Consider the following 26,659-nt stretch of genomic DNA (forward strand, 5'->3'; position numbering starts at 1 on the left):
CTTGGTGATTTTCCGAACCTGTGGCGCATAATCAAATGTTTAGGACACATGCCCCGGCCCCTCACCCTAACCCTCTCCCCGCAAACGGGGCGAGGGGATGGGCGCGCGCCTTTTTTGCCGGGCTTCTCTTCTTTCTCCCGCTCTCTTCCCCCGCATCCGCCGCCGAAGCCTTCGTCACCGCGCAGGGCGCCGATGCGCTCTCGATTGTCGATCTTTCCAGAATGGAGACGGTCGCGACTCTGCCCATCGGCGGCAAGCCGGCGGGGATCGCCGTGTCGCGAGACGGCGCGCGCGCTTTCATCACCAGTCCCGAAGGCAAGTTTCTCACCGTCGTCGACGCCGCGACCCGCAAGATCGAGAAGCGCATTCCGGTCGAAGGCGGGCCGCTCGGCGTCGCCGCCAGCCCCGACGGCAAACGCGTCTATGTCGCCGATCTCTACGGCCGTCGCCTCGTCGACATTGATCTCGCGAGCGGCGCGCAGCGCAGCGTCGGCGTCGGCGCCATGGCGTCGGGCGTCGCCGTCGCGCCCGACGGCAAGACGATCATCGTCGCCGACCGCGACGACAATGCGCTTTCCCTCATCGATGCGGTGACCTTTTCGCGCGTCGCGACCATAGCAGTGGGCAAGCATCCTTTCGGCGTGACGATCGACGCCTCCGGCGCGCGCGCCTATTCCGCCAATGTCGAGTCGGATGACGTGAGCGTCGTCGATCTTGCCGCGCGCAAGGTGATCGCGACGCTCAAATGCGGCAGCCGGCCCTATACGGTGGCGCTCGCCAAGGGCCGCGTCTTCGTCGCCAACCAGCACGGCGACAGCGTCAGCGTGTTCGACGCAGACAGTTTGGCGCCGCTCGAAACGCTCAAGGTCGGCGAATACCCGGAAGGGCTTGCGGTCAGCGGCGACGGCGCGCGCGTCTATGTCGCGAACTGGTTCTCGAACGAGCTTTGGGCCGTCGACGCGCAGACGCTCAAAATTCTCGGCAAGGCGGAGACCGGCGACGGCCCGCGCGCCTTCGGCGCCTTCATTCGTGACGCGGACTGATCTCTGAGATTGTCATTCCCGGCGCGCGCAAGGCGCGCGACCGGGAATCCAGAATCGCAATTCAACTCCGCCGGACCTGTTCTGGATTCCCGGTCAGGCCTGCGGCCCGCCGGGAATGACACACGCCCGACGAAACGGCGGCATTCGCATCGCGGTTACGTTTCAACATGCTCGGGCCGCACGCCGAGCCCGATGAGCCGCGCCGGCAATCGTCGCAGCAGCGGCATGGCGTTCAGCAGCCGCAACGCCAGCGGCGCATCGAAAGGCTTCTGCGCTGCGAGCACGCTGCGCACCACGCGATCCTGGATCGCCAGCTGAATGGCCTGCGTGACGCGCGTGGGAAATTCGCGCCGCCGCTGCACGGCGCGCACATCCTCATCGCTCAGCGAATTATCCCGCAACTTCGCGCCAAGGAGATTGGCGGCGGCGACGGCGTCCTGGATCGCAAGGTTCACGCCGACGCCGCCGACCGGCGACATGGCGTGCGCGGCGTCGCCGATGAACAACAGTCCTGGGCGGCTCCAAACCTTGAGGCGATTGACCTGAACGGTGAGCAGGCTGACGTCGCGCCAATCCTCAAGCGCGCTAACCCGATCCGCGAGGAAGGGCGTCAGTCGCGCGATTGACTCGCGAAAGGCCTCGATCCCTTTCTCGCGCAGTTCCTCGGCGCCGCCCTTTGGAATGATGCAGCCGCACTGCCAATATGAGCCGCGGTCGATCATCGCCAGCATGCGCCCCGGCGCCACGCGGCCAAAGCTTTCGTCCGGGTCGCTGTCCCTGCGCGGCAGCTTGAACCACAGCACGTCCATCGGCGCGCCGAAATCCTCCACGGGAAGCTTCGCGTCGGCGCGCATCAGCGAACTGCGCCCATCCGCGGCGATGACGAGCGTGGCTTCGATCCTCAGCTCTCCGTCGGGGCCCTTCGCCAAAACGCCGCGGACGCGCTCGCCGTCGAACAGGAGGTCGTCGCCGGCGGTCTGCATAAAGAGACGGAAACTCGGCAGCGCGCGCGCATGTTCGGCGATGAAATCGAGAAAATCCCATTGCGGCATGAAAGCGACGAAATTGCACTTGCCGGGCAGGCTCGAGAAATCGGCGACCTTGTATTGACGCTCGCCGATCCAGGCCGAGAGCTCATAGGCCTTGTGGTGCGGCAGCCGCAGGAATTCGTCGAGCAGCCCAAGTTCATCCATGATCCGCAGCGTCGACGGATGAATCGTGTCGCCGCGAAAGTCGCGCAGAAAATCGGCGTGCTTTTCAAGGACGATCACATCGACGCCGGCGCGCGCCAGCAGAAAGCCGGCCATGAGACCGGCGGGGCCGCCGCCGACGACGCAGCATTGGGTGGACAGGGTCGCGGACATGCGGTCCTCCGTTTCTGGCCGCCTCAAGCGCGAGCGCGAGTGCTGTTTGACTCGAATCATCAAGGATTGCGGCAAGGCTGGACATTGGCGCCGTCAGACGCAATAAGGGGCCACGAAATCCGAGGACGCAGCTACATGTCCTACATCGTTCGCTTCTTCACCTGGTGGAACCGCGCCACGCTCAGCACCGGCCTCTGGACGCTGCTTTACGGCGAGCGCGTCGGCGAAGACGAATTCGGCAACGTCTATTACCGTCGGCGCGGCGGCAAGATCGATCCGGCGCTGGGCTTTGAACGACGCTGGGTGATCTATAGCGGCTACGCCGAAGGCTCGGCCACGCCCCCTGGATGGTACGGCTGGCTGCACCACACCGTGGACACGCCGCCGACGGACGAGACCTATCGGCCGCGCGGGTGGGAACAACCCTATGAGCCCAATATGACCGGCACCCCGCAGGCTTATCGGCCGCCGGGCTCCCAATTGGCTCTGGGCCAGCGTCCGCCTGCGGGCGGCGACTACGCCCCCTGGCGGCCCGAAGGCTGAGCGGCGCTCTCCTTGGAAACGCCTTTGTTGCCTGCTTTCGTCCGCCGCCTGCTTGTCGGGTCGGCGGAGAATCATGCGGTGATCGGATGAAATTGCCCCTGTCCCTTGCGCCAGCGGCTGTCGGCGCGTGGACTTTGCTTGCGGTCGCCGCGTCAGCCGAGCCGATCCGTCATCCGACCGCGATCTTCGCCGGGCTCGACAAGACCACCGGCCGCATCATCAATTTCGACGTCGCCATCGACGAAACCGTGCAATTCGGCACGCTGCAGGTGACCCCGCGCGTCTGCAATACGCGCCCGCAGACGGAAACGCCGCAGACGACGAGCTTCGTCGAGGTGGACGAGCTGATCGTCAAGCCGGAACGCCGTAGCGATCCGAGGCCTGAGACCGTCAAGGCCGACTCCAAACAGGAGGCCAAGCGTATCTTCTCGGGTTGGATGTTCGCGGCGAGTCCAGGTCTCCACGGGGTCGAACATCCCGTCTATGACGTCTGGCTGGTCGACTGCAAAGGCGGCAAGGAAACGGTCGCGCAGCAACCCGCCGAAGCGGCCGCGCCCGCTGCGCCGCCTGCCGAGGCTGAGGCGGCGACGCCTCCTGCCGAGAGCGGCAAGAAGCGCCGTTCGCGCAGGGTCGAGCCGACGGCGCCGCCGCCGATGGAGAATCAGCCGATCGGGCCTGCCGATCAGGCCGCTCCGGTCCCCGTCGAGCCCGAAGCCGCTCCTGCGCCGGACGACGCCACAGCTGCGCCGCCCGCCGGAGGACGCAAAAAGAAGCGCCGCCGCTCCGAACAGGGCGCCCCGGCTGCGGCGCCCGCTCCAGCGGGCAATCCGTTGTTTCCCTTCTAATCGGAAAGCGCGGCCAGCGCCTGAGCGCCCCGCACCGGCCGCCGCTGCGGCCAGACACAGAAATTCGCCTTCATGGCGAGCGCCCGTTCGAGGGCGACGTGATATTCCTCGCGTGAAATTTCGATCGCCCCGAGCGAGGCGAGATGCGGCGTGATGAATTGCGTGTCGAGCAACTGGAAGCCGCCCGCTCTCAATCGGCCCATCAGGTGTGTGAGCGCGACCTTCGATGCGTCGCGCTCGAGATGGAACATGCTCTCGCCGAAAAACGCGCTTCCAAGAGCGACGCCGTAAAGCCCCCCGACAAGACGGCCCTCGCGGCGGCATTCCACGGTATGCGCGAAGCCAAGATCGAACAGCGCGCGATAGAGCCTACGAATTTCTGCGTTGATCCAGGTCCGCTCGCGGCGAAATGCTGGAGCGGCGCAAGCCTCGATCACGGCGTCAAAATCCTGGTCGACGACCACCTCGAAGCGATCGGACCTCACGGTCTTTGCCAAGGAGCGCGACACCGCGAAGCCGTCGAGCGGAAAGATGGCGCGCCGTTCCGGATCGACCCAGTAGAGTTGATCGTCCTCGGCATTTTCCGCCATTGGGAAAAGACCGATGGAATAGGCCCGCAGCAGTAGATGCGGGGTGATCGCATAGGGGGCGTTGAGGCGCGACATTTAATGAAGGATAGCGGCGCGCGAGCGCCGCGCCACCCTGAGGCGACGAGTTTCTATCGGAAATGATATTTTTAATTCCGCGTCGTGCAGTTCAGTTTCTCTCCACGCCACTCTACCATGGCGTCGTCGCCCTTGTTCCAAAACTCGATGTCCTTAGCGACGTAGCGCGCGCCGCTCGCGGCCATCGCCTGCTTGGCCATCACGGTCTCGCCCTTAAAGACGAGCTTGGCGCGATCGGCTTTCGCGCCGAGAAAAGTGACGGTGAGCGCGGCGCTGGAATCGCCCGAGCATGTGAAGACGAAGGGACCGCGCACAACGGCTTTGGCGTCGACGGACGAGAGCGGCGCCGCCGCTGCGATCACTGATGCGAACACCGCCAACGCCGTGCGCTTCATCATCTTCACCCTCACGCCTTAAAAACCCGGCTCGATGCCGCCCGTCGCCAGAAAATGCTCCAGCCAATGGATGTCGTAAGTTCCGTTCTGAACGTCGGCGTTGCGCACGAGCGTTCGGAACAGCGGCAGCGTGGTGTCGATGCCGTCGACGATGAACTCGTCGAGCGAGCGCCGCAGCCGCATCAGCGCCTCGGTCCGATTGCGTCCATGCACGATCAGCTTGCCAATGAGCGAGTCGTAGTTCGGCGGAATTGTGTAGCCCTGATAGACCGCCGAATCGACGCGAACGCCGACGCCGCCCGGCGGATGATAATAGGCGATGCGTCCCGGCGACGGCCTGAAGCTCAGGGGATGCTCGGCGTTCACACGACATTCGATGGCGTGGCCGTAGAACCAGATGTCCTTCTGGCGCAGTGAGAGCGGGGAGCCCGCCGCCACGCGGATCTGTTCGCACACGAGATCGACGCCGGTGATCGACTCCGTCACCGGATGCTCGACCTGGATGCGCGTGTTCATCTCGATGAAAAAGAACTCGCCGTTTTCGTAAAGGAACTCGATCGTGCCCGCGCCGGCGTATTGCATGTCCCGCATCGCGCGCGAGCAGATCTCGCCGATTTCCATGCGCTGCGCGTCATTGAGCGCAGGCGAGGGACTTTCTTCCCAGACCTTCTGATGACGCCGCTGGAGCGAACAGTCGCGCTCGCCGAGGTGAACGGCCTGTCCCTTGCCGTCGCCGAAAATCTGAATCTCGATGTGACGCGGCTTCTCGAGGAATTTCTCGATGTAGACGGTGTCGTCGCCGAACGCAGCCTTCGCCTCGGTGCGCGCGGTGGCGATGGCGATCCCAAGGTCATGCGCGTCGCGCGCCACCTTCATGCCGCGGCCGCCGCCGCCGGACGCCGCCTTCACCAGCACGGGGAAACCGATCTTTTCGGCGACCTTTAGAGCCTCCTTTTCGCTCAGGACAGGGCCGTCCGAGCCCGGCACGCACGGAATGCCGAGCTTCTTCGCCGTCGCCTTGGCTTCGATCTTGTCGCCCATCAGCCGGATGTGCTCGGACTTCGGGCCGATGAAGGTGATGTTGTGCTCTTCGAGGATCTCCGCGAAGCGCGCGTTCTCCGAAAGAAAGCCGTAGCCCGGATGCACGGCGTCGGCGCCGGTGATTTCGCAGGCGGAGAGCAGGGCAGGGATATTGAGATAGGAATCACGCGCCGGCGCCGGTCCGATGCAGACCGACTCGTCCGCGAGCTTGACATGCATCGCGTCGGCGTCGGCTGTCGAATGAACGGCGACCGTCGCGACGCCCAGTTCCTTGGCTGCTCGCAATATGCGCAGGGCGATTTCGCCGCGGTTGGCGATAAGGATCTTGTCGAACATCCCTGTGCGCCTACTCGATCACGAGGAGAGGTTCGCCATATTCGACTGGCTGGCCATCCTCGATGAGAATGGCCGTAACCACGCCCGACTTCGTCGCGACGATGTCGTTGAAGGTTTTCATCGCCTCGATCAGCAAGAGCTTATCGCCGACGGAAACGCGCGTCCCGATCTCGACGAAGGGCTTCGCGTCCGGGTTGGGTCGCAGATAGGCGGTGCCGACCATCGGCGATTTCACCGCATCCAGGAGTTCGGCGGCCGGCTCTGGAGCCGCAGGAGCCGGCGCGGCCGCCGGCTTAGACGCCGCCGGCGGCGGATACAGGGCGTGAACCGCGGGCGGCGGCGCGGCGGCGACGGTCGCGACCGCTGCGGCGGGGGTGCGCGCCGCGCGGATGCGCAGATCGCCCTTCTCCACTTCAAATTCGGTCAAGTCGCTGCCGGCGACGAGTTCCGCAATCGTGCGAAGCAGATCTGCGTCGACCGTGGTTGCGCTCGCGGGCGCGGGCTTGCGGGAAGGAGCGGTGCGAGGCGGTTGAGCTTTGCGCGCCATAAGTGTCTCAGCTCTTTCTCAGTTCGCTTTCAAAGATAGCTTCGAGGGCAAGGATATATGACAGGGGGCCGAATCCAGCGATCACGCCCCTGGCCGCTGGCGAGATAAAGGAATGGCTCCGGAAGCTTTCGCGCGCATGCACATTGGACAGATGCACTTCGATGACGACGGCTTCCGCGCCTTTGATCGCATCATAGAGCGCGATCGATGTATGCGTCAGCGCGCCAGCATTCAGAATGACGGGCGCGCCGGCACCCCCGGCTTCTTGAATCCAGGTGACGAGATCGCCTTCATGGTTGGACTGGCGGAAGACGAGCGACACGCCATTTTGCGCGCAACGCTTCTCCAGCGTCGCGCGTATGTCATCGAGAGTGGCTGTTCCGTAAATCGCCGGCTCGCGCCTGCCGAGGAGATTGAGATTGGGACCGTTAAGCACATGGACGGCTGACATAGCGCTTCCGAAAACGTTCCCGAAAATCTCAACGACGGCAGGTTGCCTGTCTTAGCCTTATTGTCGCCCCAAAGAAAGCCCGTCGCGGGCTAGCAAGCGGTCTTGCCGCATTTGCGCATGTTCTCGATTTTCGCTTTCAGTTGCGCGTAAGGCACGCCGCCGACGATCGCTTCCTTGCCGATCACCCAGGCGGGAGTCCCGTCGAACCGCAGCTGGTCGGCGAGCGCCGCGACCTCGTCCAATGCGGCCTTCGTCTCCGCGCTGGACATGTCCTTCTCGATACGCGTCATGTCGGCGCCGACCTCTTTCGCCGCCGCCATCGCCTGCTGCTTGCCGATGTGGCCGCGCGTCGAGAGCAGCTTGCGATGGAAATCCCAGAATTTCTGGCTGTCGAGCTGCATGCGCGCCGCGGTGGCGATCTGCGCCACTTCGACGGAGTCCGGTCCGAGAATCGGGAAGTCCTTGAGCACCACCCGCAGTTTGGGGTCCGCCTCGATCAGCTTGGCGACGGAATTGAGAGACTGCTTGCAGTAGCCGCAGTTGTAATCGAAGAACTCGACGAGCGTGACGTCGCCCTTGGGATTGCCCACCACGGCCTGATTAGGCGAGCTGGTGATCTTGTCGCCCTGTTGGCCGATGGCCTTCTCGCGCGTCGCCGCTTCGGCGACCTTCTGTCGCTTGCCGAGTTCGTCGATGGCGTCCCTGATCACTTCCGGATTGGAGATGATGTAGTCGTGCACGACCTTCTCGATCTCGACCTTCTGCTTGTTTGAGAGCTCCTCCGCGAAAAGCGGCGTCGCCGCCCCGAGAGCCAGACATGCGCCGGCGGCAAGCGAGACGAAAAAGCTCATTACATTCTCCTTTGCGCGACTGCGCTTCTATATTCGGGCGCCCCTGCGTCGCGGCCTTGTAGCACGGGAGACGGCGGGCGTCCTCCCGACCTGAGGATAGGACATCTACCTAGTGTCCTGTCCCAGAAATTACTAGCCACGTTTTCGCGATTGTGATTCCTTCGGCCCAGGCGGGATTCGGGAGGGCGGCATGGCGAGGGACGGAGCGACCAAAGCGAGCAAGATTGAGCTCAGCGAGAACGAACGGGAATACCTCAAAAGGCTCGTCCGGCGACGCAAGGTGGCGCGTGGGCATGCGCAACGCGCGGAGATCGTGTTGCGGGCCGCTGACGGGCTCAACAACTGCGAGATCGCGGCTGCGGTCGGTGTAACGCGGCAGACCGTGCGCACATGGCGCGAGCGTTTCGCCAAGCACCGTCTCGATGGTCTCGACGATGAGCCGCGCTGTGGCGCGCCACGCAAGATCGGCGACGACCGCGTTGAGGAGATCGTGACCAGGACACTCGAAACGCAGCCCAAGAACGCGACGCACTGGAGCACGCGCGGCATGGCGAAAGCATCGGGCGTGTCGACTTCGTCGGTTCATCGCATTTGGCGTGCATTCTCCCTACAGCCGCATCGCACCGAGACTTTCAAGCTCTCGACCGACCCGCAGTTCGTCGAGAAAGTGCGCGACATCGTTGGCCTCTATCTCGATCCGCCCGACAAGGCGCTGGTGATATGCGTGGATGAAAAGAGCCAAATACAAGCGCTTGATCGAACGCAGCCGCTGCTGCCGATGCGCCCTGGACAAGTCGAGCGGCGCACGCACGACTACGACCGCCACGGCACTACGACGCTCTTTGCCGGCTTCATCGCTGCTGTCACGGCTGAGACGACCGTGAAGGCTGGCAGTGTGATCGGCACATGCATGCCGCGCCATCGCGCGCAGGAGTTCCGCAAGTTTCTCGACGAAGTGGAGAGCAACGTTCCCGCCGGCCTCGACATTCACGTCGTGATGGACAACGCTTCGAGCCATAAGACGCAAGTGATCCGCAACTGGTTCGCCAAGCGGCCCCACTGGCACATGCATTTCACGCCGACATCGTCGTCGTGGATCAATCAGGTCGAACGCTTCTTCGCGCTGCTGGCCGAAAAGCAGATCAAGCGAGGCGCGCACAAGTCCGTCAAAGACCTCATCGCCGCCATCAAGGCTTTCCTCGCCCAACAGAACGCTGATCCGAAGCCGCTGCGCTGGACCAAGTCAGCCGACGACATTCTGGCCTCCATCGAACGCTTCTGCCGTCGCACCCTCGACCTCCAAGCCAAAGCTGGATAGAAACTTCTGAATCAGGACACTAGAGTAGCTTAGCGCGGCAGGTTGTTCCGAACGCCGTCGTTCACCAGAACCGAACCAACGCCGTAGTTGAACTTGGCTTCGCCCAAGGTCCGGAACTGAAGCGTGACCATCACCGTCTGGTTGCGCGCGGGAAGGCCCGTGTACGACTGCGGCTGATAGATCTGCGAATAATTGATCGACAGCGTCGTGCATTCATCCTGATAGCCGATGCCGCCGCCCAGCGTCGCAACCGAGAAAAGCGGGGCCGTGCCGGTGAGATTGATGCCGGTGATCGGCACGGTCGTCGCAGGAATGGTCGTCAGCGCGTTATAGAGATAACGGCTCATGTCGAAGGTGACGGTGCCGGTGAGGAAATAGTTTTTGGTGATGTCGTATCTTCCGGTCGCCGACAGCCCCTGACGACGCACGTCGAAGCCGATGGCCGGCTGAGAAGCATAATTGGCGTATTGCACCTGGAGCGACATCGGATCCAGGTTCAACGTCGCGAGCACGTCGAGCCGGCGGGCGCGCAGGCTGCCCTTGTCGAAGCGGCCCTTGGCGACGAGGCTGAGGACGGACGACGGCGCGAAAGCGAACCGCCCGACAATGTCCGAAGCTCGCGAGTCGAGGCCCGAATCGAGGCCGACATTCGCGGCGTCGGCCTGCGCGTAGGAATTGGCGCCGGCGATCTGGCGCGACTGGCCGATCATTGCGTTGATGAAGCCGCCATTCGACAGCGACATGGTGGCCTGCCCGCCATAATTGAGGCGTGTGCCCGTCTCGAAGCGGTCGTAGCCCGAAAATTTGCTCCATTCGAACAAAGTCGAGTCGTCGAAGACGAGGCTTTGCGCGTCGATGTTGACCAGCGAGGGGATGGACGTCTGGTTAGGACGCGCGACCAGCTGTGCGATCGGTTCAAAGACGATGTCGCCGACAAAGCTTCTGGCGAGGATCGGATAACGCCATTCGGCGCCGATGCCAGGGAGCGCTTGGCCGCGAAAGCGATTGTCGGCGCCGTCGAAGAATTGGCCCTGCGCGGCGTTGGGGATCGGCGACAGGCTCTGATTGTAGATCGGGTACAAGCCCTCGCGATCGTAGTTGAGGTAGCTTCCGACGAAACGCGCGAAGGCGAAGGGCGTCCACACGCCGCCGACCGGATCGATGAATTTGCGCTTCCAGGCGCCGCTGATCGTTGCGTGCTCGTAATCGCCGCCGACGCCGCGCAGCAGACAGCCGCTCTGCGCGGGATCGGGCGCGCGCCCGTAGATCTGACAAACGTTGTAGAGACCGTAAATACGGTCGAGCGTGCGGGGCTGGATGGACTCGAAGTTGGCGACGCTTGCGGAAGTGCTCGTCACATTGGCGTCGACTTCGAGCTGGCCGCCGACGCCGGCTGTCGCCGCCGGATCGATGTCGAGCACGCGGTTATAGTCGATCACCGGATGGACGACCGGCTGTTGCGCCTGCACGTCGTTGGGCGACAGCAGCTGGAAATAGTATCCGCGCATGTCGAAGTAGCTGCGCGGCCCCTGTCCGGTCAGATAGATCGTCGAGGACGCTTCGCGGAAGAAGTAGTTCTGCAGGAGATAGTTATATTGCTGATAATCCTGCAGGAAGTAACGATCGGACAGCGCCGTGATGTCCCAGCCCGCGCGCCAGCGGTCATTCAGCCAGAAGTCGCCGAAGGACTGAATTGAGCCGCGCCACTGCTTATTGCCGGCGCCGAGCGGGGCCGGCGCGAATGCGCCCGTATCTCCGACATGCGTGCCCTGGCCGCGGATCGTATAGCCGCCAAAGTCGAAGCGCTGGCGGAATTCGGCCGTGACGAACGGGCCCTGCCGCGTGAAATAGATCGGCGTTACCGTGAGGTCGTAGTCCGGCGCGATCGCCCAGAAGTACGGGACGCCGAAGCCGGCGCCGAGCTGCGAGCGATAGGTGAAGACCGGCGACAGAAAACCGGATTTGCGCCTCACAGATGGGTCTGGCGAGGACCAGAAAGGCACATAGGCGATCGGCACGCCGAGCAGGTCGAGGGAGGCGTCCTCGTAATAGACCATCTTCTCGACGTTGTCGTGAATGATCCGTTTGGCGCGTATCGACCAGGTGCGCGGCTTGGAGGGATCGTTGCGACAGGCCTCGCAGGCGGTGTAGGTGCCCATCTCGAAGGTCGTCGTCTCGCCGGCCCGCTCGGCGCGGGGCGAGGTGAAATGCGTGTTGTCGGCGGTGTCGACCTGCAGGCTCTCGATGAAGCCGTTCTTGAAGTCGTCGGTGAGATCAAAACGTTCCGCCCGCGCGACGGTGCCGTCCTGTTCGGTCAGCTTGGCGTTCCCCTCGGCGAACACCCGCGAGGTGTTCCGGTCATAGGTGACGCGGTCGGCTTCGAGCAGCCGGCCCTTGTAATAAATCTGGACGGCGCCGCGCGCCGTGACGGTGTTCCGTTTCTCGTCGTAGACGAGCTCTTTCGCCTCGACGACCATGCGCGCGCCGTCGGCCCCCAGCGGCGGCGCCGCCATGGCGGAGTTGGCGAAAGCCGCCTCGGCGATGACGAGGACGGCCGCGATGAAGGAAAGCCTCCGGGAGGGGCTGGCGATCGCCATCAGCCGTCCTCCGAGTACAGCAAGATAACCGTGCCCAACATGCTCCCGACAAGCGCAGGCGACCATGCGGCCACGACAGGGCTGATCATACCTGCGCCGCCGAGATCCGAGAGGACTTTAGTAAGAATGTAAAGCATGAAGCCTGCGGCCACGCCACCCGAAAGGGTTTTCGCCACACCGCCAAATCGAAAGAATCTTAACGAAAAGGAAGCGGCGACGAGAACCATCGCGACGAGCAACAGCGGTCGCGCGAGAAGCATCTGGAACTGAAGGCGATAGCCTGTCGCGTCGAGACCCGCTTCGGCGGTGCGAGTCGTCATCTCCGGCAATGACCAGAAAGGCGTGCCTTGCGGAGGCGTCGTGGCCGCGGCGACCTGCTCAGGAGTCAGTTCGGTCGCGAGCATGTAAGAACCGACCACGCGCGCCGGCTCTCCCGGCAGGCTCACCTGCGCGTTCTCAAGCACCCATACGCCGGGCTCGAGCCGCGCGTGACCCGCTTCCACCCGCTCGAGGAAGCCGCCGCGCGGCGCATAGATATTGACGCTGACGCCGGTGAGCTCGGAGCCGCCGTTCGAGGAATTCATGGCGTGCATGATGGCGAGGCCGTCGACGCCATGCTGGCGGAGCCAGACGCCATGATCGATCCGCAAGCTGCCGGGCACGCCGAAGAGATCCCACTCCATCTGTTCGGAGCGCTGCTTCATCGACGCCGAGACAGGGTTGTAGATCGCAACAGACACAACCCCTATCAGAAGGGCGGTCAGCGTCGGCGGCGCGATGAACTGCCAGACCGACATGCCGGCGGCGCGGGCGACGACCAGCTCCAGTTTCCGGGTAAGGTCGACGAAGGTCGCCATGGATCCGAAGAGGACGGCGAACGGCAGAATCATCTCCGCGGTGGCCGGCACGCGCATCGCGGTCATCAGCGCGACGGTGGCGGCGCCCGCCTGCGGGTTGTCGCTGGAGCGCCGCAGCATCTCCACGAACACCACCACGAACATCAGGCAGAAGATCGTAAAGAAAATCGCCAGGATGGTGCGCATGAACCGCAGCGCGAAATAGCGCGTGATCGTGGCCCCGATCATGGCTGCGGCTCTCCCCCTTTGCGTTTTGGCGCGCCGCCCCAGGCGCGAGCAATTAATGCCCAGTTAACGATCGCTAGACGCTCGCATCTTTGCGCGCAAGCGTCGCGCGGCTCCTCGGAGCCGCTCCCACACATTCAATTCGCGAGCGTTGCTTTTGCGCCACGCTGGACTTCTGCGGAAAGATCGCGGCGATTCCACGGCGGCGAAATGCAGCCTGAAACGGCTCCAAAAGCGAACGCTCGGCGATTGACCGTCGCCGTCCGGCGGAAGATAGTGCGCCCCAATCCCGTCAAATTGCGCGCCTGGCGCGCCGCCGGCGCTAATTTCTCGAAAAATCCGGCGCATTCGCGCCGGAACGGCTTCCGCTCAGGCGGAGGAGGCAAGAGGCCCTGATGCTCGTCAACGCGAAATATGAACTTCAGCCCTTCGACGCAGCCGAAGCGCTGCTGCGCCAGCCCGAGGAGGAGGGGCATCCGCGCACGCTCGTCGCCTTCGTCGGCCGCGATCTCGCGATGGGCGAGCGCGCCGCGAGCGTTCTCAAGGACGCCTCCACTCATCTCTCGCGCGCCGCCGCAGCGGCGAAATTCAAGGGCAAATCGGGGACATCGCTAGAGGTCCTGGCGGCGCCGGGGGCGCCCGCGAGCCGGGTGATTCTGATGGGCCTTGGCGCGGGCGACGAGGCGGAGGGCGAGGCTGGCCAGTCTGCGAAGCCCTTCGATGATTTCTTCGCGCTCGGCGGGCAGACGGCGGCGAAAGTCGGCGCGGGCGGGCGGGCGGTCGTGCTGTTCGACCTGCCGGAGGGGATTTCCGCAGCTCACGATTCGGTCGCCCAATTCGCGCTCGGCGGCTGGCTGCGCGCCTATAAGTTCGATCATTACAAGACAAAGAAGAAAGACGAGACGGATCGCGACGGCCCGATGGAGATGGTCGTCGCCCTGGCGGATCCGGGCGCCGCAGAAGCGGCGATGTCCGACAGCGGCCATCTGGCGGAAGCCGTCGTTCTCGCAAGGACTCTCGTCAATGAGCCGGCGAATGTTCTCACCCCGCCCGAATTCGCCCGCCGTGCGTCTGAGCTGATGAAGCTCGGCGTCGAGGTCGAGGTCCTCGACGAGAAGGCGATGTCCGAACTCGGAATGCGCGCGCTTCTGGGTGTTGGCCAGGGATCGGAGGCGGGCAGCCGGCTGGTCGTGCTGCGCTGGAGCGGCGGGGCCGAGGGCGCGCCCATCGCCTTCGTCGGCAAGGGCGTCGTCTTCGACTCCGGCGGCATCTCCATCAAGCCCGCGGCGTCGATGGAGGACATGAAGGGCGACATGGCCGGCGCCGCGGCCGTGACCGGCGCGATGTACGCCATCGCCGGCCGCAAGGCCAAGGCCAATGTGGTCGGGATCCTCGGCCTCGTCGAGAACATGCCGGACGGCAAGGCGCAACGGCCGGGCGATATCGTCAGATCCATGTCTGGCCAGACGATCGAAATCGTCAACACCGACGCCGAGGGGCGGCTCGTCCTCGCCGATGCGCTGACCTATGTCATTGAAAAGCATAAGCCTGCGGCCGTAATCGATCTCGCGACGCTCACCGGCGCCATTCTCGTCGCCCTCGGCCAGGAATATTGCGGGCTCTTCTCCAATAATGACGAACTCGCCGACCGCCTGACCAAGTCCGGCCACCACATCGGCGAGAAGCTGTGGCGGATGCCGATGGGCCCCGCCTACGACAAGCTGATCGATTCGAAATTCGCCGACATGAAGAACACCGGCGGCCGCCACGCAGGCTCCATAACCGCCGCGCATTTCCTGCAGCGCTTCGTCGGCAAGACGCCCTGGGCGCATCTCGACATCGCCGGCACCGGCATGGGCTCGCCGCTAAGCGACACCAACCAGAGCTGGGGCGCGGGCTGGGGCGTCCGGCTGTTGGATCGGCTGGTGCGCGACTATTACGAGGGGTAAGCGGTCGTAGTCCTTGCAGTTGAAGTATAGACGCCGCCCCTCACATTAAGGCGGCGTTGCATCCAGCGCCGCTCAAATGAGTCTTGGCAAGGCGAGCTGACGGTATCTTGCATGCAATTCTTTTTCTGCCTAGAGCAAGCCTGCCTGTAGCGTAGATCGCCAAGCATTGGTTTGCGCCTAGCGAGTAACTTCATGAGAGCCTTGTACAAAGGCGTCGCTATAGCTTTGCATTCAAGTATTCTTGCGCATTTTTAATGGAAATCATTTCGTGGCGCCCAATCTGATGGTCAGTTCAGTTGGTCCTGGACTGAAAGGAACGCATCATGATTGAGACACGATGGAACGCGGACTTCATCGCGACCATTCTCGGCGTCGTGTTCGTCGCCGTCGGCCTGCTCGGCTTCATCCCGAACCCTCTCGTCTACGAGGACGGCTTCTTCCACGTGAACGCCGCGCATAACTTCGTCCACCTGATCAGCGGCGCGCTCTTGCTCGTCAGCCCCTACTTCGGCGTCCCGGTCCTGATGATCCGGGCGCTGGCCATCGTCTATACGGCGATCGCCATCTTCGGCTTCATCGCCCCGAACGTCGCCGAGCTTGGCGGCCTTATCGCCATGAACATGGCCGACCACTGGCTGCATGCGGCGATCGCGGTCCTCCTGCTCGCCATCGGCTTCACGAAGCCTGTGGAACGTTCGGTGACGACGGCCCATATGTAACGGGAGAGGCGTACGCCGCGGCCGCCGGGGCTGCGGCGGCGCACTGGGCCGAGGCTGCAATGACTGGTTTAGAGACAGTGTGGCTTCGGTCAGCGGTCCGCGAGGCCCTCGACAAGTGCGAGGTGGCCGACCCCAAGGCTATCTCCATCGAAATCGAGGGCGACAAAGTCGTGCTCAAGGGCTCCGTCGCCTCGGCGAATGAGTGGATGGAGGCGGAATACGCCGCCTCTACCGCTTCTTCCCTCATCAAAATCAGGAACGAACTGACGATCGGCGGCGTCTGGGAGGCGCCGAAGGACGACGTCTATCAGGCCGGGGTCGAGTCCTTCCCCGCGAGCGATCCGCCCTCCTGGACGCCGGGCTGACGCGCTGTAGACGTGGCGTGGCGCTTGCGGGCGGTCGCGAGTTTCGGCATAGGGCGTTGAGGTCCACCGCCCCGACGCCATGCCTGAGATCGCCTTCTACCATCTGACCCGCGCAACGGTCGAGCAGACGCTGCCCACGCTCCTCGAGCGCACCCTCGCGCGCGGCTGGCGCGCCGTCGTGCAGGCGGCGAGCGAAGCGCGCCTTCGGCGGCTCGACGCGGATCTCTGGTCCTATCGTCCGGAGAGCTTTCTGCCGCATGGCGCGAAGGCGGATGGCGCGCCGCAGTCACAGCCGATCTATCTCACTTGTGACGACGACAATCCCAACGACGCAGCCGTGCGGTTCTTCGTCGAGGGCGCGCGCATCGCCCCCGCGCTCGCGGGTTCTGGCGCGCCGCGCGAGCGGGCCGCGCTGCTGTTCGACGGGCGCGACGAGGCCGAGCTTGCCGACGCGCGCGCGCAATGGAAAGAACTGCGCGACCTGGGCTATAGCCTCGTCTATCACCAGCAAAGCGAGGGCGGCGGATGGGAAGAGAAGGCGCGCGAACCGAAATCATAGGGAGTGATTTCGCCGAGCGGCGCGCCAGGGCGCGCGAAAGGCTCGACTCGCTCGATCCGCATAAGCGCGACGGGGGCATCGAGGCCGATCCCAAGCGCCGCGACTGGTTTGAAGCGGTCTATGCGCTCGCCGAGGATGATCCGGCCGCCGTTCCCTGGGCGCACTTCGAGCCGCGTCCGCTGCTCGAAGAGTGGCTCGCCGCGCATGCCATGGGGGGGCGTCGCGCGCTCGATGTCGGCTGCGGGCTTGGCGACAACGCCGAAGCGCTCGCCCGCGCGGGCGCGCGCGTCACCGCCTTCGATCTCGTCGAGCGCGCGGTTCAATGGGCCCGTGAGCGCTTCCCGCAGAGCGAGGTCGACTACCAGGTCGCCGACCTGTTCAATCCGCCAAGCGAGTGGCGCGGCGCTTTCGATCTCGTCCACGAGCTCTATACGCTGCAGGCGCTGCCGGAAGCGCTTCTCCCGGACGCGGCGCGCGCCCTCGCGTCTTTCGTTGCGCCGGGCGGAACGCTCCTCATCATTTCGCGGGCGCGCGACGACGGGGAGGAGCTTGGCGGGCCGCCGTGGCCGCTGGCGCGCAAAGACATCGAGGCGCTGGCCGTTGACGGTCTTCGGCTGGTTTCGCTCGAAGACATTCCCGCAAGCGGCGATCTCATGTCGCGACACTGGCGCGCCGAGTTTCGCCGCGACGAGGCCGAGGCGTGAACGCGCCGCTGCTGTCGATTAGCAACGTCAGCAAGACATTCGGCGCCGTCGTCGCTCTCGAAAACATATCGCTTCACGTCGGCGCCGGCGAATTCTTCGCGCTGCTCGGGCCTTCGGGCTGCGGCAAGACCACGCTGATGCGCTGCATCGCGGGCTTTGAGTCTCCGGATACTGGAACGATCACGTTGAACGGCGTCGATCTCTCCGGCGTGCCGCCCCACCGGCGCCCGGTGAACATGATGTTTCAGTCCTATGCGCTGTTTCCTCATCTCAACGTCTTCGAGAACATTGCCTTTGGTTTACGACGCAAGGGCGAAACCAAAGACGCCATTCATGCGCGCGTTGGCGAACTGCTCGCGATGACTCAGCTTTCTGATTTCGGTCATCGAAGAATTGACGAATTGTCTGGGGGCCAGAAGCAGCGCGTCGCGCTTGCGCGCGCTCTTGCGCCGCGTCCGCAGCTGCTGCTGCTTGACGAGCCGCTCGGCGCGCTGGATCGCAAATTGCGCGAAGAGACTCAGTTTCGGCTGAAGGAGATTCAGCGGCTGACGCAGACGAGCTTTGTCATCGTCACCCATGATCAGGACGAGGCGCTGGCGCTCGCCGACCGCGTCGCGGTGATGCGCGCAGGCAGAGTGGAGCAGGTCGCCGGGCCGATGGAGATTTACGATCGCCCGGCGACGCGCTTCGTCGCCGGATTCGTTGGCGAGACGAATTTCATCGAGGGGCGCCTCGAACGGAACGGCGAGCCGGCGCTGATCGCCGAGTTCGGACGCATTCCCTGTGATCCTTGCGACCTTCAGAATGGCGCGCGCGCGACTCTCAGCGTGCGCCCGGAGCGCATCGGCGTCGCGCGCGAGGGGGAGGGGATCGCAGGCCGCGTCGAGAACTTCGTGTTTCGCGGCGAAACGACGCTGTTGCGCGTGCGCGTCTCGGAGAATGTCGTGCTGCGCGCGGCGGCTGGCCATGGCGAACGCCACGCGATCGGCGATCAGGTGAAGCTCAGCTTTCCGCCCGACGCCGGAACGCTTCTCGCGGAGGAGACGTAGGGTGACAGCCGGAACAGGAGCGCAGCGCAACGCGGATTTCCTCATCCTGAGGAGGCCGCAAAGCGGCCGTCGCGAAGCACGAGGAAATCCGCTCGCGAGAGCGGCGGCGCCCTCCTTCTTCGCGACGCGCCTTTCAGGCGCTCCTCCGGATGAGGATGCGCGGCGCCCCGCGCATGGCGGGGATGCGCGATGAGCGCGCGTCGGCGGAAACTTACGCTGGGCCAACGGCTCGTCATCGCGGCGCCTTACCTCTGGATCGGCGCCTTTTTCCTCGCGCCGATGCTGCTCGTCGCGAAAATTTCGATCTCGCAGTCGGTGCTGGCGCGTCCGCCCTATCGGCCGATTTTCGAATTGTCCGACGGCATCGCCGGAATCTGGGCGCGGGCGCAGACCTTCACGCTCGAGTCCTATCGCGCGCTCTTCGGCGATACGCTTTACATCGAATCCTATCTTTCTTCGCTCACGATCGCCGCCGTCTCCACGCTCATTACGCTGTTTGTCGCCTATCCGTTCGCGCTCGCCATGGCGCGCGCGCCGGAGCGGCTGCGTCCGATTCTCATCGGCTTCGCCGCCGCGCCGTTCTGGACGAGCTTTCTCATCCGCGTTTACGCCTGGATCGCGCTCTTGAAGGACGAGGGGCTGATCAACAACGCGCTGATGGCGATCGGCGTGATTTCCGCGCCTCTGCAGATGTTCGCAACCCCGGGCGCCGTCGTCGTCGGCATCGTTTACTCATATCTGCCCTTCATGCTGCTGCCGCTCTACGCGGCGCTGGAGCGCCAGGATCCTCGGCTTCGCGAAGCGGCCGCGGATCTCGGCGCATCGCCGGCGCAAGTGTTTCTGCGCGTGACCTTGCCGCTTTCGCGCGAAGGCGTCGTTGCAGGCGCGCTTCTCGTGTTCATCCCCGCAGTCGGCGAATTCGTCATTCCCGATCTTCTCGGCGGCTCCGAGACGCTGATGATCGGGCGCACCTTGTGGAACGATTTCTTCTCCAATCACGACTGGCCGGCGGCTTCCGCCGCGGCGATCACGCTCGTCATTTTGCTGATGGTTCCGCTGCTGCTCTGGGAGTTAGCGCGGCTTAAGGAAGAGGGGGAGGCCCGATGAGCGGGGCGGCCGCCTGGGCGCGTCGCACGACGCTCTTCATCGGCTTCGTCTTCCTTTACGCGCCGATCGTCATCCTTGCCGTCATGAGTTTCAACGCTTCGCGGCTCGTTTCCGTCTGGGGCGGGTTTTCGACGAAATGGTATGCGGCGCTGATCGAGAACGAGCAGCTTTTGCACTCCGCGAAAATCAGCCTCTTCGCCGCGCTGACGTCCGCCTCGATCGCGACTCTGCTGGGCCTGCTCGCCGCCACGGCGCTCGCGCGCTTCGGCGGCTTTCGCACGCGTCTGCTGTTTTTCGGCGCCGTGCACGCGCCGCTGGTTCTGCCTGAAGTCGTGCTCGGCCTCGCCCTGCTCACTTGTTTCGTGGCGCTCGGCGTTGGCAGAGGATTCGCCACTCTGGTCATCGGCCATGTCACGCTGACGATGTGCTTTACCACCGTCGCCATTCTCGCGGCGCTGCGCGACTGCGATCCGGCGCTCGAGGAAGCCGCCATGGATCTCGGCGCGACGCCGTTCGGAGCGTTCGTCCGCGTCGCGCTGCCGCAGATCGCGCCGGCCATCGTCACCGCCTATCTGCTGGCGTTCACCCTTTCTCTCGACGATCTCGTCATCGCGAGTTTTGCGACAGGTCCCGGCGCGACGACGTTGCCGATGCGCATCTATTCTCAAGTGCGTCTCGGCGTCTCCCCGCAGATCAACGCCATCTCGACGCTGCTTCTTGCGCTCGTCGCAGGAACGCTTGGACTTGCGGCGCTTGTTTCCTACTGGCGCGCTCGGCGCAACGGTCCGATAGTGAAAACCGCGGCGCTCGCGCCACATAAGTTCTCATGACGCCCAGCTGGTTTGCTTCCCTCCCGAATTTCATCACCATCGGCCGTATCGTGCTGACGCCGGCGGCGATCTCCCTGATCGTCGAGCGCCAGTGGAGCGCGGCCTTCGTGCTGTTCGCCGTCGCCGGCGTGTCGGACGCGCTCGACGGCTGGCTGGCCCGGACCTACCACCTTCAATCCGAGCTCGGCGCGATTCTGGATCCCATCGCCGACAAGGCGCTGATCGTTTCGATGTTCATCACGCTCGCCATTGTCGACGCGCTGCCGGCGTGGCTCGCCATCATGGTGGTGTTTCGCGACGTCATGATCACCGGGGCGGTGTCGCTCTCCTGGCTGATGGGCCGGCCGATGAAGGTGCATCCACACTTTTCTTCGAAGGCGACTACCGCCGCCCAACTGGTGCTCGCGGGCGTCATTCTGGCCGCGCAGGCGTACGGCGTTCATATTCCCTTGTTAAACGTAACGCTCATCGCCGCCGTCGCCGCATTGACCGTCGCTTCCGCCTGCGTCTATCTGTGGCTCTGGGTCCAGCATATGAGGCTGTGACATGTCGCAGAGAAAACCGTCGCTCGGCTCCGATACTGCGCAGCCGGTGGTCATGCCGTCGCCTCTCCAAGCGGACGCTGACGCCGAGATGCGGCAGCTGCAATGGGCGGGGTTGAGCCCGGAAAGGCAGCTGACGCTCTGGGGCTTGACGCTTCTGGCGCTGGGACTTGCGCTTTATTTCCTAAGCCCGGTGCTCGCGCCCTTCGTTGCGGGCACTGCGCTTGGCTATCTCCTCGACCCGATAGCGGACCGGCTGCAGCGGCTCGGCCTGTCACGGCTTGGCGCGGCGGGGCTTCTGCTTGTCGTCTTTCTTCTGGTCGTCGGAACCGCGGCTGTCTTTCTAGTGCCGATCCTCTCGCACCAGCTGGCGAGCTTCATCACCATGCTGCCCGGCTATCTTCAGACGCTGCATGGGTTGCTCACGCAGTTAAGCGAGCGCTTCACCAGCGATTCCATCAACAGCTGGCTGCAGGAATTCGGTCTCGGCGGCGCCGCCGCCTCCTTCGATGCGCAAAAATACATCAATGATCTGACCAGTCAGGGCGCGACACTGCTCGGCGACTTCGTGAAGTCGTTGTTGTGGCGGGGCTATGCGCTGATCAACGTGATCTCGCTCATCGTCATCACGCCGGTCGTCGCCTTCTATATGCTGCTCGACTGGGATCACATGGTCTCGATCATCGACGATCTGATTCCGCCGCGACATCGCGATGACGTGCGCTCGCTGGCGCGCGACATCGACCGCGCGCTCGCGGGCTTCGTGCGCGGGCAGTCGCTTGTCTGCCTGTTTCTCGGCGTCTGGTATGCGGTGGGGCTTTCGGCGATCGGCCTCAATTTTGGCTTCCTGATCGGCGTCACTGCGGGTTTCCTGAGCTTTGTTCCCTATGTGGGCTCCATCACCGCTTTCGTCCTCTCGATCATCGTCGCGGTCGTTCAGGGCTGGCCGCACATCAATCTGCCGATTGAGGCGGTGGCGATCGTGACGACCGGACTGATCATGGACGGCTATGTGCTGTCGCCGCGTCTGGTCGGCGCCTCGGTCGGCCTGCATCCGGTGTGGATCATGTTCGCCTTGCTCGCCTTCGGCGCGCTGTTCGGATTTACCGGGCTCATCGTCGCCGTGCCCGTCGCGGCGGCGCTCGGCGCCTTCATGCGCTTCCTGGCGAAACGCTACCGCGCGAGCGCGCTCTATCAGCATCCGATCCCGGACCGCGCATGACTAAGGCGGGCGCGCCGGAGCAATGCAAGTCGGACGGGCAGCTGCCGCTCGACCTGCCCACGACGCCGCGTTTCGGGCGGGAGGAATTTCTCCCCGCCCCGTCGAATCTGGCGGCGCTGGAGATGATCGAGCGCTGGCCGGACTGGACCGACCGCGTGCTGACGCTGATCGGACCGGCGGGCGCCGGCAAAAGCCATCTTTGCGCCATTTGGGCGGCGCGCGCCGGCGCGTTCATCGTCGCGCCGGACGCCCTGCCCACCCTGGAACAGCTCACGGCGCAGGCGCCGCGCCCCATCCTCATCGACGACGTCGATCGCGTCGCCGACGAAACCGCGCTGTTTCATCTGCTGAATTTCGTCAATGAAAGCGGCGCCTTCCTGCTGATGAGCGCGGCGCGCGCGCCGCGGCCGGAGGAGGTTCGGCTTCCCGACCTGCTGTCGCGTCTGCGCCGCGCGCCGGCCGTCGCGATCGGCGCCCCGGACGAGGAGTTGATGCGCGCCGTGCTGGTGAAACTGTTCACGGACCGGCAACTGCTCGTCGAGCCTCCGGCTCTGACTTTCGCCGCGGTGAGGCTGGAGCGCTCGCTCGACGCGGCGCGCGCCTTCGTCGCCGCTCTCGACCGCGAGGCGCTGGCCCAGGGGCGGCCTGTCACACGAGCGCTGGCGGCCAAGGTTATGGAGAGCTTTACGAGGGATTAGGCCCCAAGGCTTTCGCCGTCGCCCGGGCCTGTGGCATGATGGCCATGAGTGGAAAAATGGCAATGAAACCGCACATTCAGGATCAGCTGGCGGCCGAGCGCACCGGCGCCGATATCGAAGTCATGGATCGCGCCGACGAGATCCTTGTCGAGGATCCCGCCAAGCTTGCGGCGTCGCCGCAGCGCTTCATCAACCGCGAATTGTCCTGGCTCGAGTTCAATCGCCGGGTGCTGGAGGAGGCCTCCAACCGCAATCACCCGCTGCTCGAGCAGCTGCGGTTTCTGTCGATCTCGGCCAACAATCTCGACGAGTTCTTCATGGTGCGCGTCGCCGGACTGCGCGGGCAGGTGCGCTCCGGCGTGACGGCGCGCTCCGAAGACGGCCTGACGCCCGCCGAGCAGCTGACGAAGATCACCGAGCGCGTCACGCTCTTAACGAGCGAGCAGTTGCGGCGCTGGCGCGAGCTGCGCGCCGAGATTGAAGAAGTGGGCATCGTCATCGTCGAGCCCGCTGACGTCTCCAAGGCTGACCGCGAGTGGCTGGAGGATTATTTCCTCAGCCGCGTCTTCCCCGTGCTGACGCCGCTCGCCGTCGATCCGGCGCATCCGTTTCCTTTCATCCCCAATCTCGGCTTCACGCTGGCGCTCGAACTCGTGCGGCCCGGCGACCGCAAGACGCTGCAGGCGCTCGTCCGCCTGCCGCCGAAGATCGAACGCTTCGTGCGTTTGCCGACGACGGGCGGCGCCACCCGCGAACGCTTCATGCTGCTTGAAACGCTGATCGCCATGAACGCGCAGCGGCTTTTTCCGGGCTATCTGCTGCGCGGGCAGGGGCTCTTCAGAGTCATCCGCGACAGCGACCTCGAAGTCGAGGAAGAAGCCGAAGATCTCGTGCTTCTTTTTGAGACCGCGCTGAAACGGCGCCGGCGCGGTTCGGTCATTCGGCTCGAAGTCGCGGCCGACATGCCGGCGACCTTGCGCGCGCTCGTCGCCGAGGAGCTCGACGTCAACGAGCCGGAGACGTTCGAGATCGACGGCATGCTCGCCCTCAACGATCTCTCCGAACTCGTCGACCTCGATCGGCCGGATCTGAAATTCAAGCCGTATAATCCACGCTTCCCCGAGCGGGTGCGCGACAATGGCGGCGACTGTTTCCTCGCCATCAAGCAGAAGGACCTCGCCGTCCATCACCCCTATGAATCTTTCGACGTCGTGGTGCAGTTCTTGCAACAGGCGGCGCGCGATCCCAACGTCATCGCCATCAAGCAGACGCTCTATCGCACCTCCAACAACAGCCCGATCGTGCGCGCGCTTGTGGAGGCGGCGGAGGCGGGAAAATCCGTCACCGCGCTCGTGGAGTTGAAGGCGCGCTTCGACGAAGAGGCGAATATTCGCTGGGCGCGCGATCTCGAGCGCGCCGGCGCGCAGGTGGTCTTCGGCTTTATTGAGCTCAAGACGCACGCGAAACTGTCGCTCGTCGTGCGCCGCGAAGGCTCGGGTCTCGTCACCTATTGCCACGTCGGCACCGGCAATTATCACCCGGTGACCGCGCGCATCTACACGGACATCTCCGTCTTCACCGCCGATCCGGTGATCGGACGCGACGTTTCGCGCATCTTCAATTACATCACCGGCTACGCCGAGCCTGCCGGACTGGAGCGGATGGCGGTCTCGCCGATTTCGCTCAAGAAGAAACTCCTCGAACATATCGAGCAGGAAATCGCCTTCGTGAAGGCCGGCAAGCCCGGCGTCATCTGGGGCAAATGCAATGCGCTCGTCGATCCGGAAATCATCGACGCCTTATACGCCGCTTCGCAAGCGGGCGTGTCCATTGAGCTCATTGTTCGCGGCATTTGCTGCCTGCGGCCTGGCGTTCCAGGCCTGTCCGACAATATCCGCGTGAAGTCGATCGTCGGACGTTTCCTCGAACACGCGCGCGTCTACGCGTTCGGCGGCGGTCATGCGCTGCCGCATCCGCGCGCGCATGTCTACATCTCGTCCGCCGATCTGATGCCGCGCAATCTCGATCGAAGGGTTGAGGCGATGATGCCGATCGTCAATCCAACCGTGCATCAGCAGGTGCTCGATCAGATCATGCTGGCCAATCTGATCGACAATGAGCAGAGCTATCGCGTCCTGCCGGACGGCTCCTCGCTGCGCATCGTTCCGCCGGAGGGCGAGGAGCGATTCAACGCACATAAGTATTTCATGACGAATCCGTCGCTTTCGGGCCGTGGCAAGTCGCTCAAGGAGTGGCGGCCGCGCTCCCTTCTGAAGCGCGGCCAAAATGCTTGAGACGCTGCGTCGTCGCCTGACGCAGCGCGCCGACTCCGCGCCAAAGCCCGTGGCCATCGTCGACATCGGCTCGAACTCCGTGCGCCTCGTCGCCTATCAGGCGCTCGCACGGGCGCTGACGCCGATCTTCAACGAAAAGGCCATGTGCGGTCTCGGCAAGGGCGTCGTCACCACGGGCCGGCTGCCTGACGATGGCGTCGACAAGGCGATGAAGGCGTTGCGCCGTTATCGCGCGCTTTGCGAAACGATGGGCGTCGAGGACATCGAGGTGATCGCCACCGCCGCGGTGCGCGAAGCCAAGAACGGCACGGTCTTTCTGGAAGCCGCGCGCGACGCCATCCAGCGCGACATCTCCCTGCTCTCGGGGCGCCGCGAGGCGGAGCTTTCCGCGCAGGGCGTCGTTTCGTCGATCCATGAGCCGGACGGCGTCGTCGGCGATCTTGGCGGCGGTTCGCTCGAACTGATCGACGTTCGCAAGGAGGCGCTGGGCAAGGGCGTCACCCTGCCGCTCGGCGGACTCGCCCTGATGGACGCCTCGAGGCGCTCCATGCGCGATGCGACGCGCATCGCCCGCAAGGCGATCGCCGACGCGAAGCCGCTCGAGCATCTCAAGGGCCGCACCTTTTATGCGGTCGGCGGCACCTGGCGATCGCTGGCGAAGCTTCACATGCGTCAGCGCAATTATCCGCTCGGCGTGATGCATCATTATCGCATTCAGACGAGCGAAGCCGCCGACTTCGCCGCGCTCGTCGAGCACATCGACAGCGAGGCTCTCGAGGACATCAGCATTGTGTCGGCCGCGCGCCGGCCGCTGCTTGCCTATGGCGCCATCGTGCTCGATGAAATCATCCGCCGCGCCAAGCCGCGCGAGATCGTCATCTCCGCCGCCGGCGTGCGCGAAGGCATGTTGTACGAGCGCCTGGCGCCCGCGGAGCGGCGCATCGATCCATTGCTCTCCGCGTCGCGCGAACTGGAGACGACATTCGCGCGCGCGCCCGGGTATGGCGACGACCTGATCGATTGGACCGACGCCTATATGGACAAGAGCGGCATAGATGAAACGGAAGAGGAGCGCCGGCTGCGCCACGCCGCCTGTCTGCTCTCAGACATCGCCTGGCGCGCACATCCGGAGTATCGCGCGCAGCGCGCCATGAACATCGTCACGCAAGGGCCCTTCGTCGCCATCGACCATCCAGGCCGCGCCTTCCTGTCGCTGGCGATCGTCTTTCGTCACGAAGGGCTCGACGGGGCTGAAGGACTCGCGGCGCTGCGCACATTGCTGACGACCCGACTTTTCGCGCGCGCGCGCATCCTCGGCGCGCTGATGCGGGTGGCTTATCTGCTGTCGGCGTCGATGCCGGGCGTTCTGCCGCGCACGCGCCTGCGGGTCTGCGATCGCGCCGCGACGCTGACGCTCCCTGCCTCTTACGCCGATCTTGCGAGCGAGCGCGTTCTCAATCGTCTGAAGGCCCTCGGCAAGCTGATGGGCGTCGACGCGCAGATCGAAATCGCGTCCTGACGCGGCGGTTCGATGTTTGGATTT

Annotated in this window: 26 protein-coding genes; 17 read left to right on the plus strand and 9 right to left on the minus strand. The window is 64.4% G+C overall.

Annotated features, from left to right (window positions below):
* Nucleotides 1-35 precede the first annotated feature (35 nt).
* Nucleotides 36-1,043 carry a YVTN family beta-propeller repeat protein gene (locus AC0X69_RS18380; protein ID WP_482609562.1) on the plus strand — a complete coding sequence of 336 codons (1,008 nt, stop codon included), beginning with the start codon at nt 36-38 and terminating at the stop codon, nt 1,041-1,043.
* Nucleotides 1,044-1,198: 155 nt separating this feature from the next.
* On the opposite strand, the gene AC0X69_RS18385 is transcribed toward AC0X69_RS18380, so the two are convergent.
* Nucleotides 1,199-2,407 carry an FAD-dependent oxidoreductase gene (locus tag AC0X69_RS18385; protein ID WP_482609564.1) on the minus strand — a complete coding sequence of 403 codons (1,209 nt, stop codon included), beginning with the start codon at nt 2,405-2,407 and terminating at the stop codon, nt 1,199-1,201.
* Between the two features lie 135 nt (nt 2,408-2,542).
* Between AC0X69_RS18385 and AC0X69_RS18390 the strand changes: the two genes are divergently transcribed.
* Both AC0X69_RS18390 and AC0X69_RS18395 read left to right on the plus strand, forming a co-directional pair.
* Nucleotides 2,543-2,950, plus strand: coding sequence for an NADH:ubiquinone oxidoreductase subunit NDUFA12 (locus tag AC0X69_RS18390; RefSeq protein ID WP_482609566.1), 408 nt, complete (start codon nt 2,543-2,545; stop codon nt 2,948-2,950).
* Between the two features lie 86 nt (nt 2,951-3,036).
* Complete coding sequence (locus tag AC0X69_RS18395) at nt 3,037-3,795, plus strand: DUF2155 domain-containing protein (RefSeq protein ID WP_482609568.1); 759 nt, start codon at nt 3,037-3,039, stop codon at nt 3,793-3,795.
* Here AC0X69_RS18395 and aat read toward each other — a convergent pair.
* The 6 genes from aat to AC0X69_RS18425 form a co-directional block, all read right to left on the minus strand.
* The gene (gene aat, locus AC0X69_RS18400) at nt 3,792-4,460 is read right to left on the minus strand and encodes a leucyl/phenylalanyl-tRNA--protein transferase (protein WP_482609570.1); all 669 of its coding nucleotides are present in this window, start codon (nt 4,458-4,460) and stop codon (nt 3,792-3,794) included. The genes AC0X69_RS18395 and aat overlap by 4 nt on opposite strands.
* A gap of 71 nt (nt 4,461-4,531) precedes the next feature.
* A complete protein-coding gene (locus tag AC0X69_RS18405) occupies nt 4,532-4,858 on the minus strand; it encodes an MliC family protein (RefSeq protein ID WP_482609572.1) in 327 nt (108 codons plus the stop codon).
* A 15-nt stretch (nt 4,859-4,873) separates the two neighbouring features.
* The gene (gene accC / locus AC0X69_RS18410) at nt 4,874-6,232 is read right to left on the minus strand and encodes an acetyl-CoA carboxylase biotin carboxylase subunit (protein WP_482609574.1); all 1,359 of its coding nucleotides are present in this window, start codon (nt 6,230-6,232) and stop codon (nt 4,874-4,876) included.
* 10 nt (nt 6,233-6,242) lie between these two features.
* Nucleotides 6,243-6,779, minus strand: coding sequence for an acetyl-CoA carboxylase biotin carboxyl carrier protein (gene accB, locus AC0X69_RS18415; RefSeq protein WP_482609576.1), 537 nt, complete (start codon nt 6,777-6,779; stop codon nt 6,243-6,245).
* Nucleotides 6,780-6,786: 7 nt separating this feature from the next.
* The gene (gene aroQ, locus AC0X69_RS18420; protein ID WP_482609578.1) at nt 6,787-7,230 is read right to left on the minus strand and encodes a type II 3-dehydroquinate dehydratase; all 444 of its coding nucleotides are present in this window, start codon (nt 7,228-7,230) and stop codon (nt 6,787-6,789) included.
* An 89-nt stretch (nt 7,231-7,319) separates the two neighbouring features.
* Entirely contained in the window at nt 7,320-8,081 is a 762-nt protein-coding gene (locus AC0X69_RS18425; protein WP_482609580.1) for a DsbA family protein, read from the minus strand.
* A gap of 190 nt (nt 8,082-8,271) precedes the next feature.
* Here AC0X69_RS18425 and AC0X69_RS18430 point away from each other — a divergent pair, with 190 nt between their 5' ends.
* The gene (locus AC0X69_RS18430; protein WP_482607591.1) at nt 8,272-9,399 is read left to right on the plus strand and encodes an IS630 family transposase; all 1,128 of its coding nucleotides are present in this window, start codon (nt 8,272-8,274) and stop codon (nt 9,397-9,399) included.
* A 29-nt stretch (nt 9,400-9,428) separates the two neighbouring features.
* Here the strand turns inward: AC0X69_RS18430 and AC0X69_RS18435 are convergent, their stop codons facing one another.
* Together AC0X69_RS18435 and lptG are read right to left on the minus strand one after the other, a co-directional pair.
* Nucleotides 9,429-11,996, minus strand: coding sequence for an LPS-assembly protein LptD (locus tag AC0X69_RS18435; protein ID WP_482609582.1), 2,568 nt, complete (start codon nt 11,994-11,996; stop codon nt 9,429-9,431).
* Nucleotides 11,996-13,081: an LPS export ABC transporter permease LptG gene (gene lptG, locus AC0X69_RS18440; protein ID WP_482609584.1), complete on the minus strand. Its 1,086-nt coding sequence runs from the start codon at nt 13,079-13,081 to the stop codon at nt 11,996-11,998. Before lptG ends, AC0X69_RS18435 begins: the two co-directional genes overlap by 1 nt.
* A gap of 392 nt (nt 13,082-13,473) precedes the next feature.
* Here lptG and AC0X69_RS18445 point away from each other — a divergent pair, with 392 nt between their 5' ends.
* The 13 genes from AC0X69_RS18445 to ppx all read left to right on the plus strand — a co-directional run bounded on the left by AC0X69_RS18445 (nt 13,474) and on the right by ppx (nt 26,635).
* Nucleotides 13,474-15,027, plus strand: a complete 1,554-nt coding sequence (locus AC0X69_RS18445; protein WP_482609586.1) for a leucyl aminopeptidase — start codon at nt 13,474-13,476, stop codon at nt 15,025-15,027.
* 323 nt (nt 15,028-15,350) lie between these two features.
* On the plus strand, nt 15,351-15,746 hold the full coding sequence (locus tag AC0X69_RS18450; RefSeq protein WP_482609588.1) for a DUF4383 domain-containing protein: 396 nt from the start codon (nt 15,351-15,353) through the stop codon (nt 15,744-15,746).
* Between the two features lie 59 nt (nt 15,747-15,805).
* Nucleotides 15,806-16,111 (plus strand): BON domain-containing protein, encoded by a 306-nt coding sequence (locus AC0X69_RS18455; protein WP_482609590.1) that lies wholly within the window; start codon nt 15,806-15,808, stop codon nt 16,109-16,111.
* Nucleotides 16,112-16,190: 79 nt separating this feature from the next.
* Entirely contained in the window at nt 16,191-16,670 is a 480-nt protein-coding gene (locus AC0X69_RS18460) for a DNA polymerase III subunit chi (RefSeq protein ID WP_482609592.1), read from the plus strand.
* On the plus strand, nt 16,637-17,374 hold the full coding sequence (locus tag AC0X69_RS18465) for a class I SAM-dependent methyltransferase (protein ID WP_482609594.1): 738 nt from the start codon (nt 16,637-16,639) through the stop codon (nt 17,372-17,374). Before AC0X69_RS18460 ends, AC0X69_RS18465 begins: the two co-directional genes overlap by 34 nt.
* Nucleotides 17,371-18,423: an ABC transporter ATP-binding protein gene (locus tag AC0X69_RS18470; RefSeq protein ID WP_482609596.1), complete on the plus strand. Its 1,053-nt coding sequence runs from the start codon at nt 17,371-17,373 to the stop codon at nt 18,421-18,423. The genes AC0X69_RS18465 and AC0X69_RS18470 overlap by 4 nt, the downstream gene beginning before the upstream one ends.
* Nucleotides 18,424-18,612: 189 nt before the next feature.
* Entirely contained in the window at nt 18,613-19,530 is a 918-nt protein-coding gene (locus tag AC0X69_RS18475; RefSeq protein WP_482609598.1) for an ABC transporter permease, read from the plus strand.
* Entirely contained in the window at nt 19,527-20,360 is an 834-nt protein-coding gene (locus AC0X69_RS18480; protein ID WP_482609600.1) for an ABC transporter permease, read from the plus strand. The genes AC0X69_RS18475 and AC0X69_RS18480 overlap by 4 nt, the downstream gene beginning before the upstream one ends.
* Nucleotides 20,357-20,905, plus strand: a complete 549-nt coding sequence (locus tag AC0X69_RS18485; protein WP_482609602.1) for a CDP-alcohol phosphatidyltransferase family protein — start codon at nt 20,357-20,359, stop codon at nt 20,903-20,905. The genes AC0X69_RS18480 and AC0X69_RS18485 overlap by 4 nt, the downstream gene beginning before the upstream one ends.
* A 1-nt stretch (nt 20,906) precedes the next feature.
* Nucleotides 20,907-22,124 carry an AI-2E family transporter gene (locus tag AC0X69_RS18490; protein WP_482609604.1) on the plus strand — a complete coding sequence of 406 codons (1,218 nt, stop codon included), beginning with the start codon at nt 20,907-20,909 and terminating at the stop codon, nt 22,122-22,124.
* Complete coding sequence (locus tag AC0X69_RS18495) at nt 22,121-22,822, plus strand: P-loop NTPase family protein (protein WP_482609606.1); 702 nt, start codon at nt 22,121-22,123, stop codon at nt 22,820-22,822. The genes AC0X69_RS18490 and AC0X69_RS18495 overlap by 4 nt, the downstream gene beginning before the upstream one ends.
* Nucleotides 22,823-22,884: 62 nt before the next feature.
* Nucleotides 22,885-25,116, plus strand: coding sequence for an RNA degradosome polyphosphate kinase (locus AC0X69_RS18500; RefSeq protein ID WP_482609608.1), 2,232 nt, complete (start codon nt 22,885-22,887; stop codon nt 25,114-25,116).
* A complete protein-coding gene (gene ppx / locus AC0X69_RS18505; RefSeq protein ID WP_482609610.1) occupies nt 25,109-26,635 on the plus strand; it encodes an exopolyphosphatase in 1,527 nt (508 codons plus the stop codon). Before AC0X69_RS18500 ends, ppx begins: the two co-directional genes overlap by 8 nt.
* The last annotated feature ends 24 nt before the right edge of the window (nt 26,636-26,659 follow it).

The sequence above is a fragment of the Methylocystis sp. Uni0008 genome, assembly GCF_056838045.1.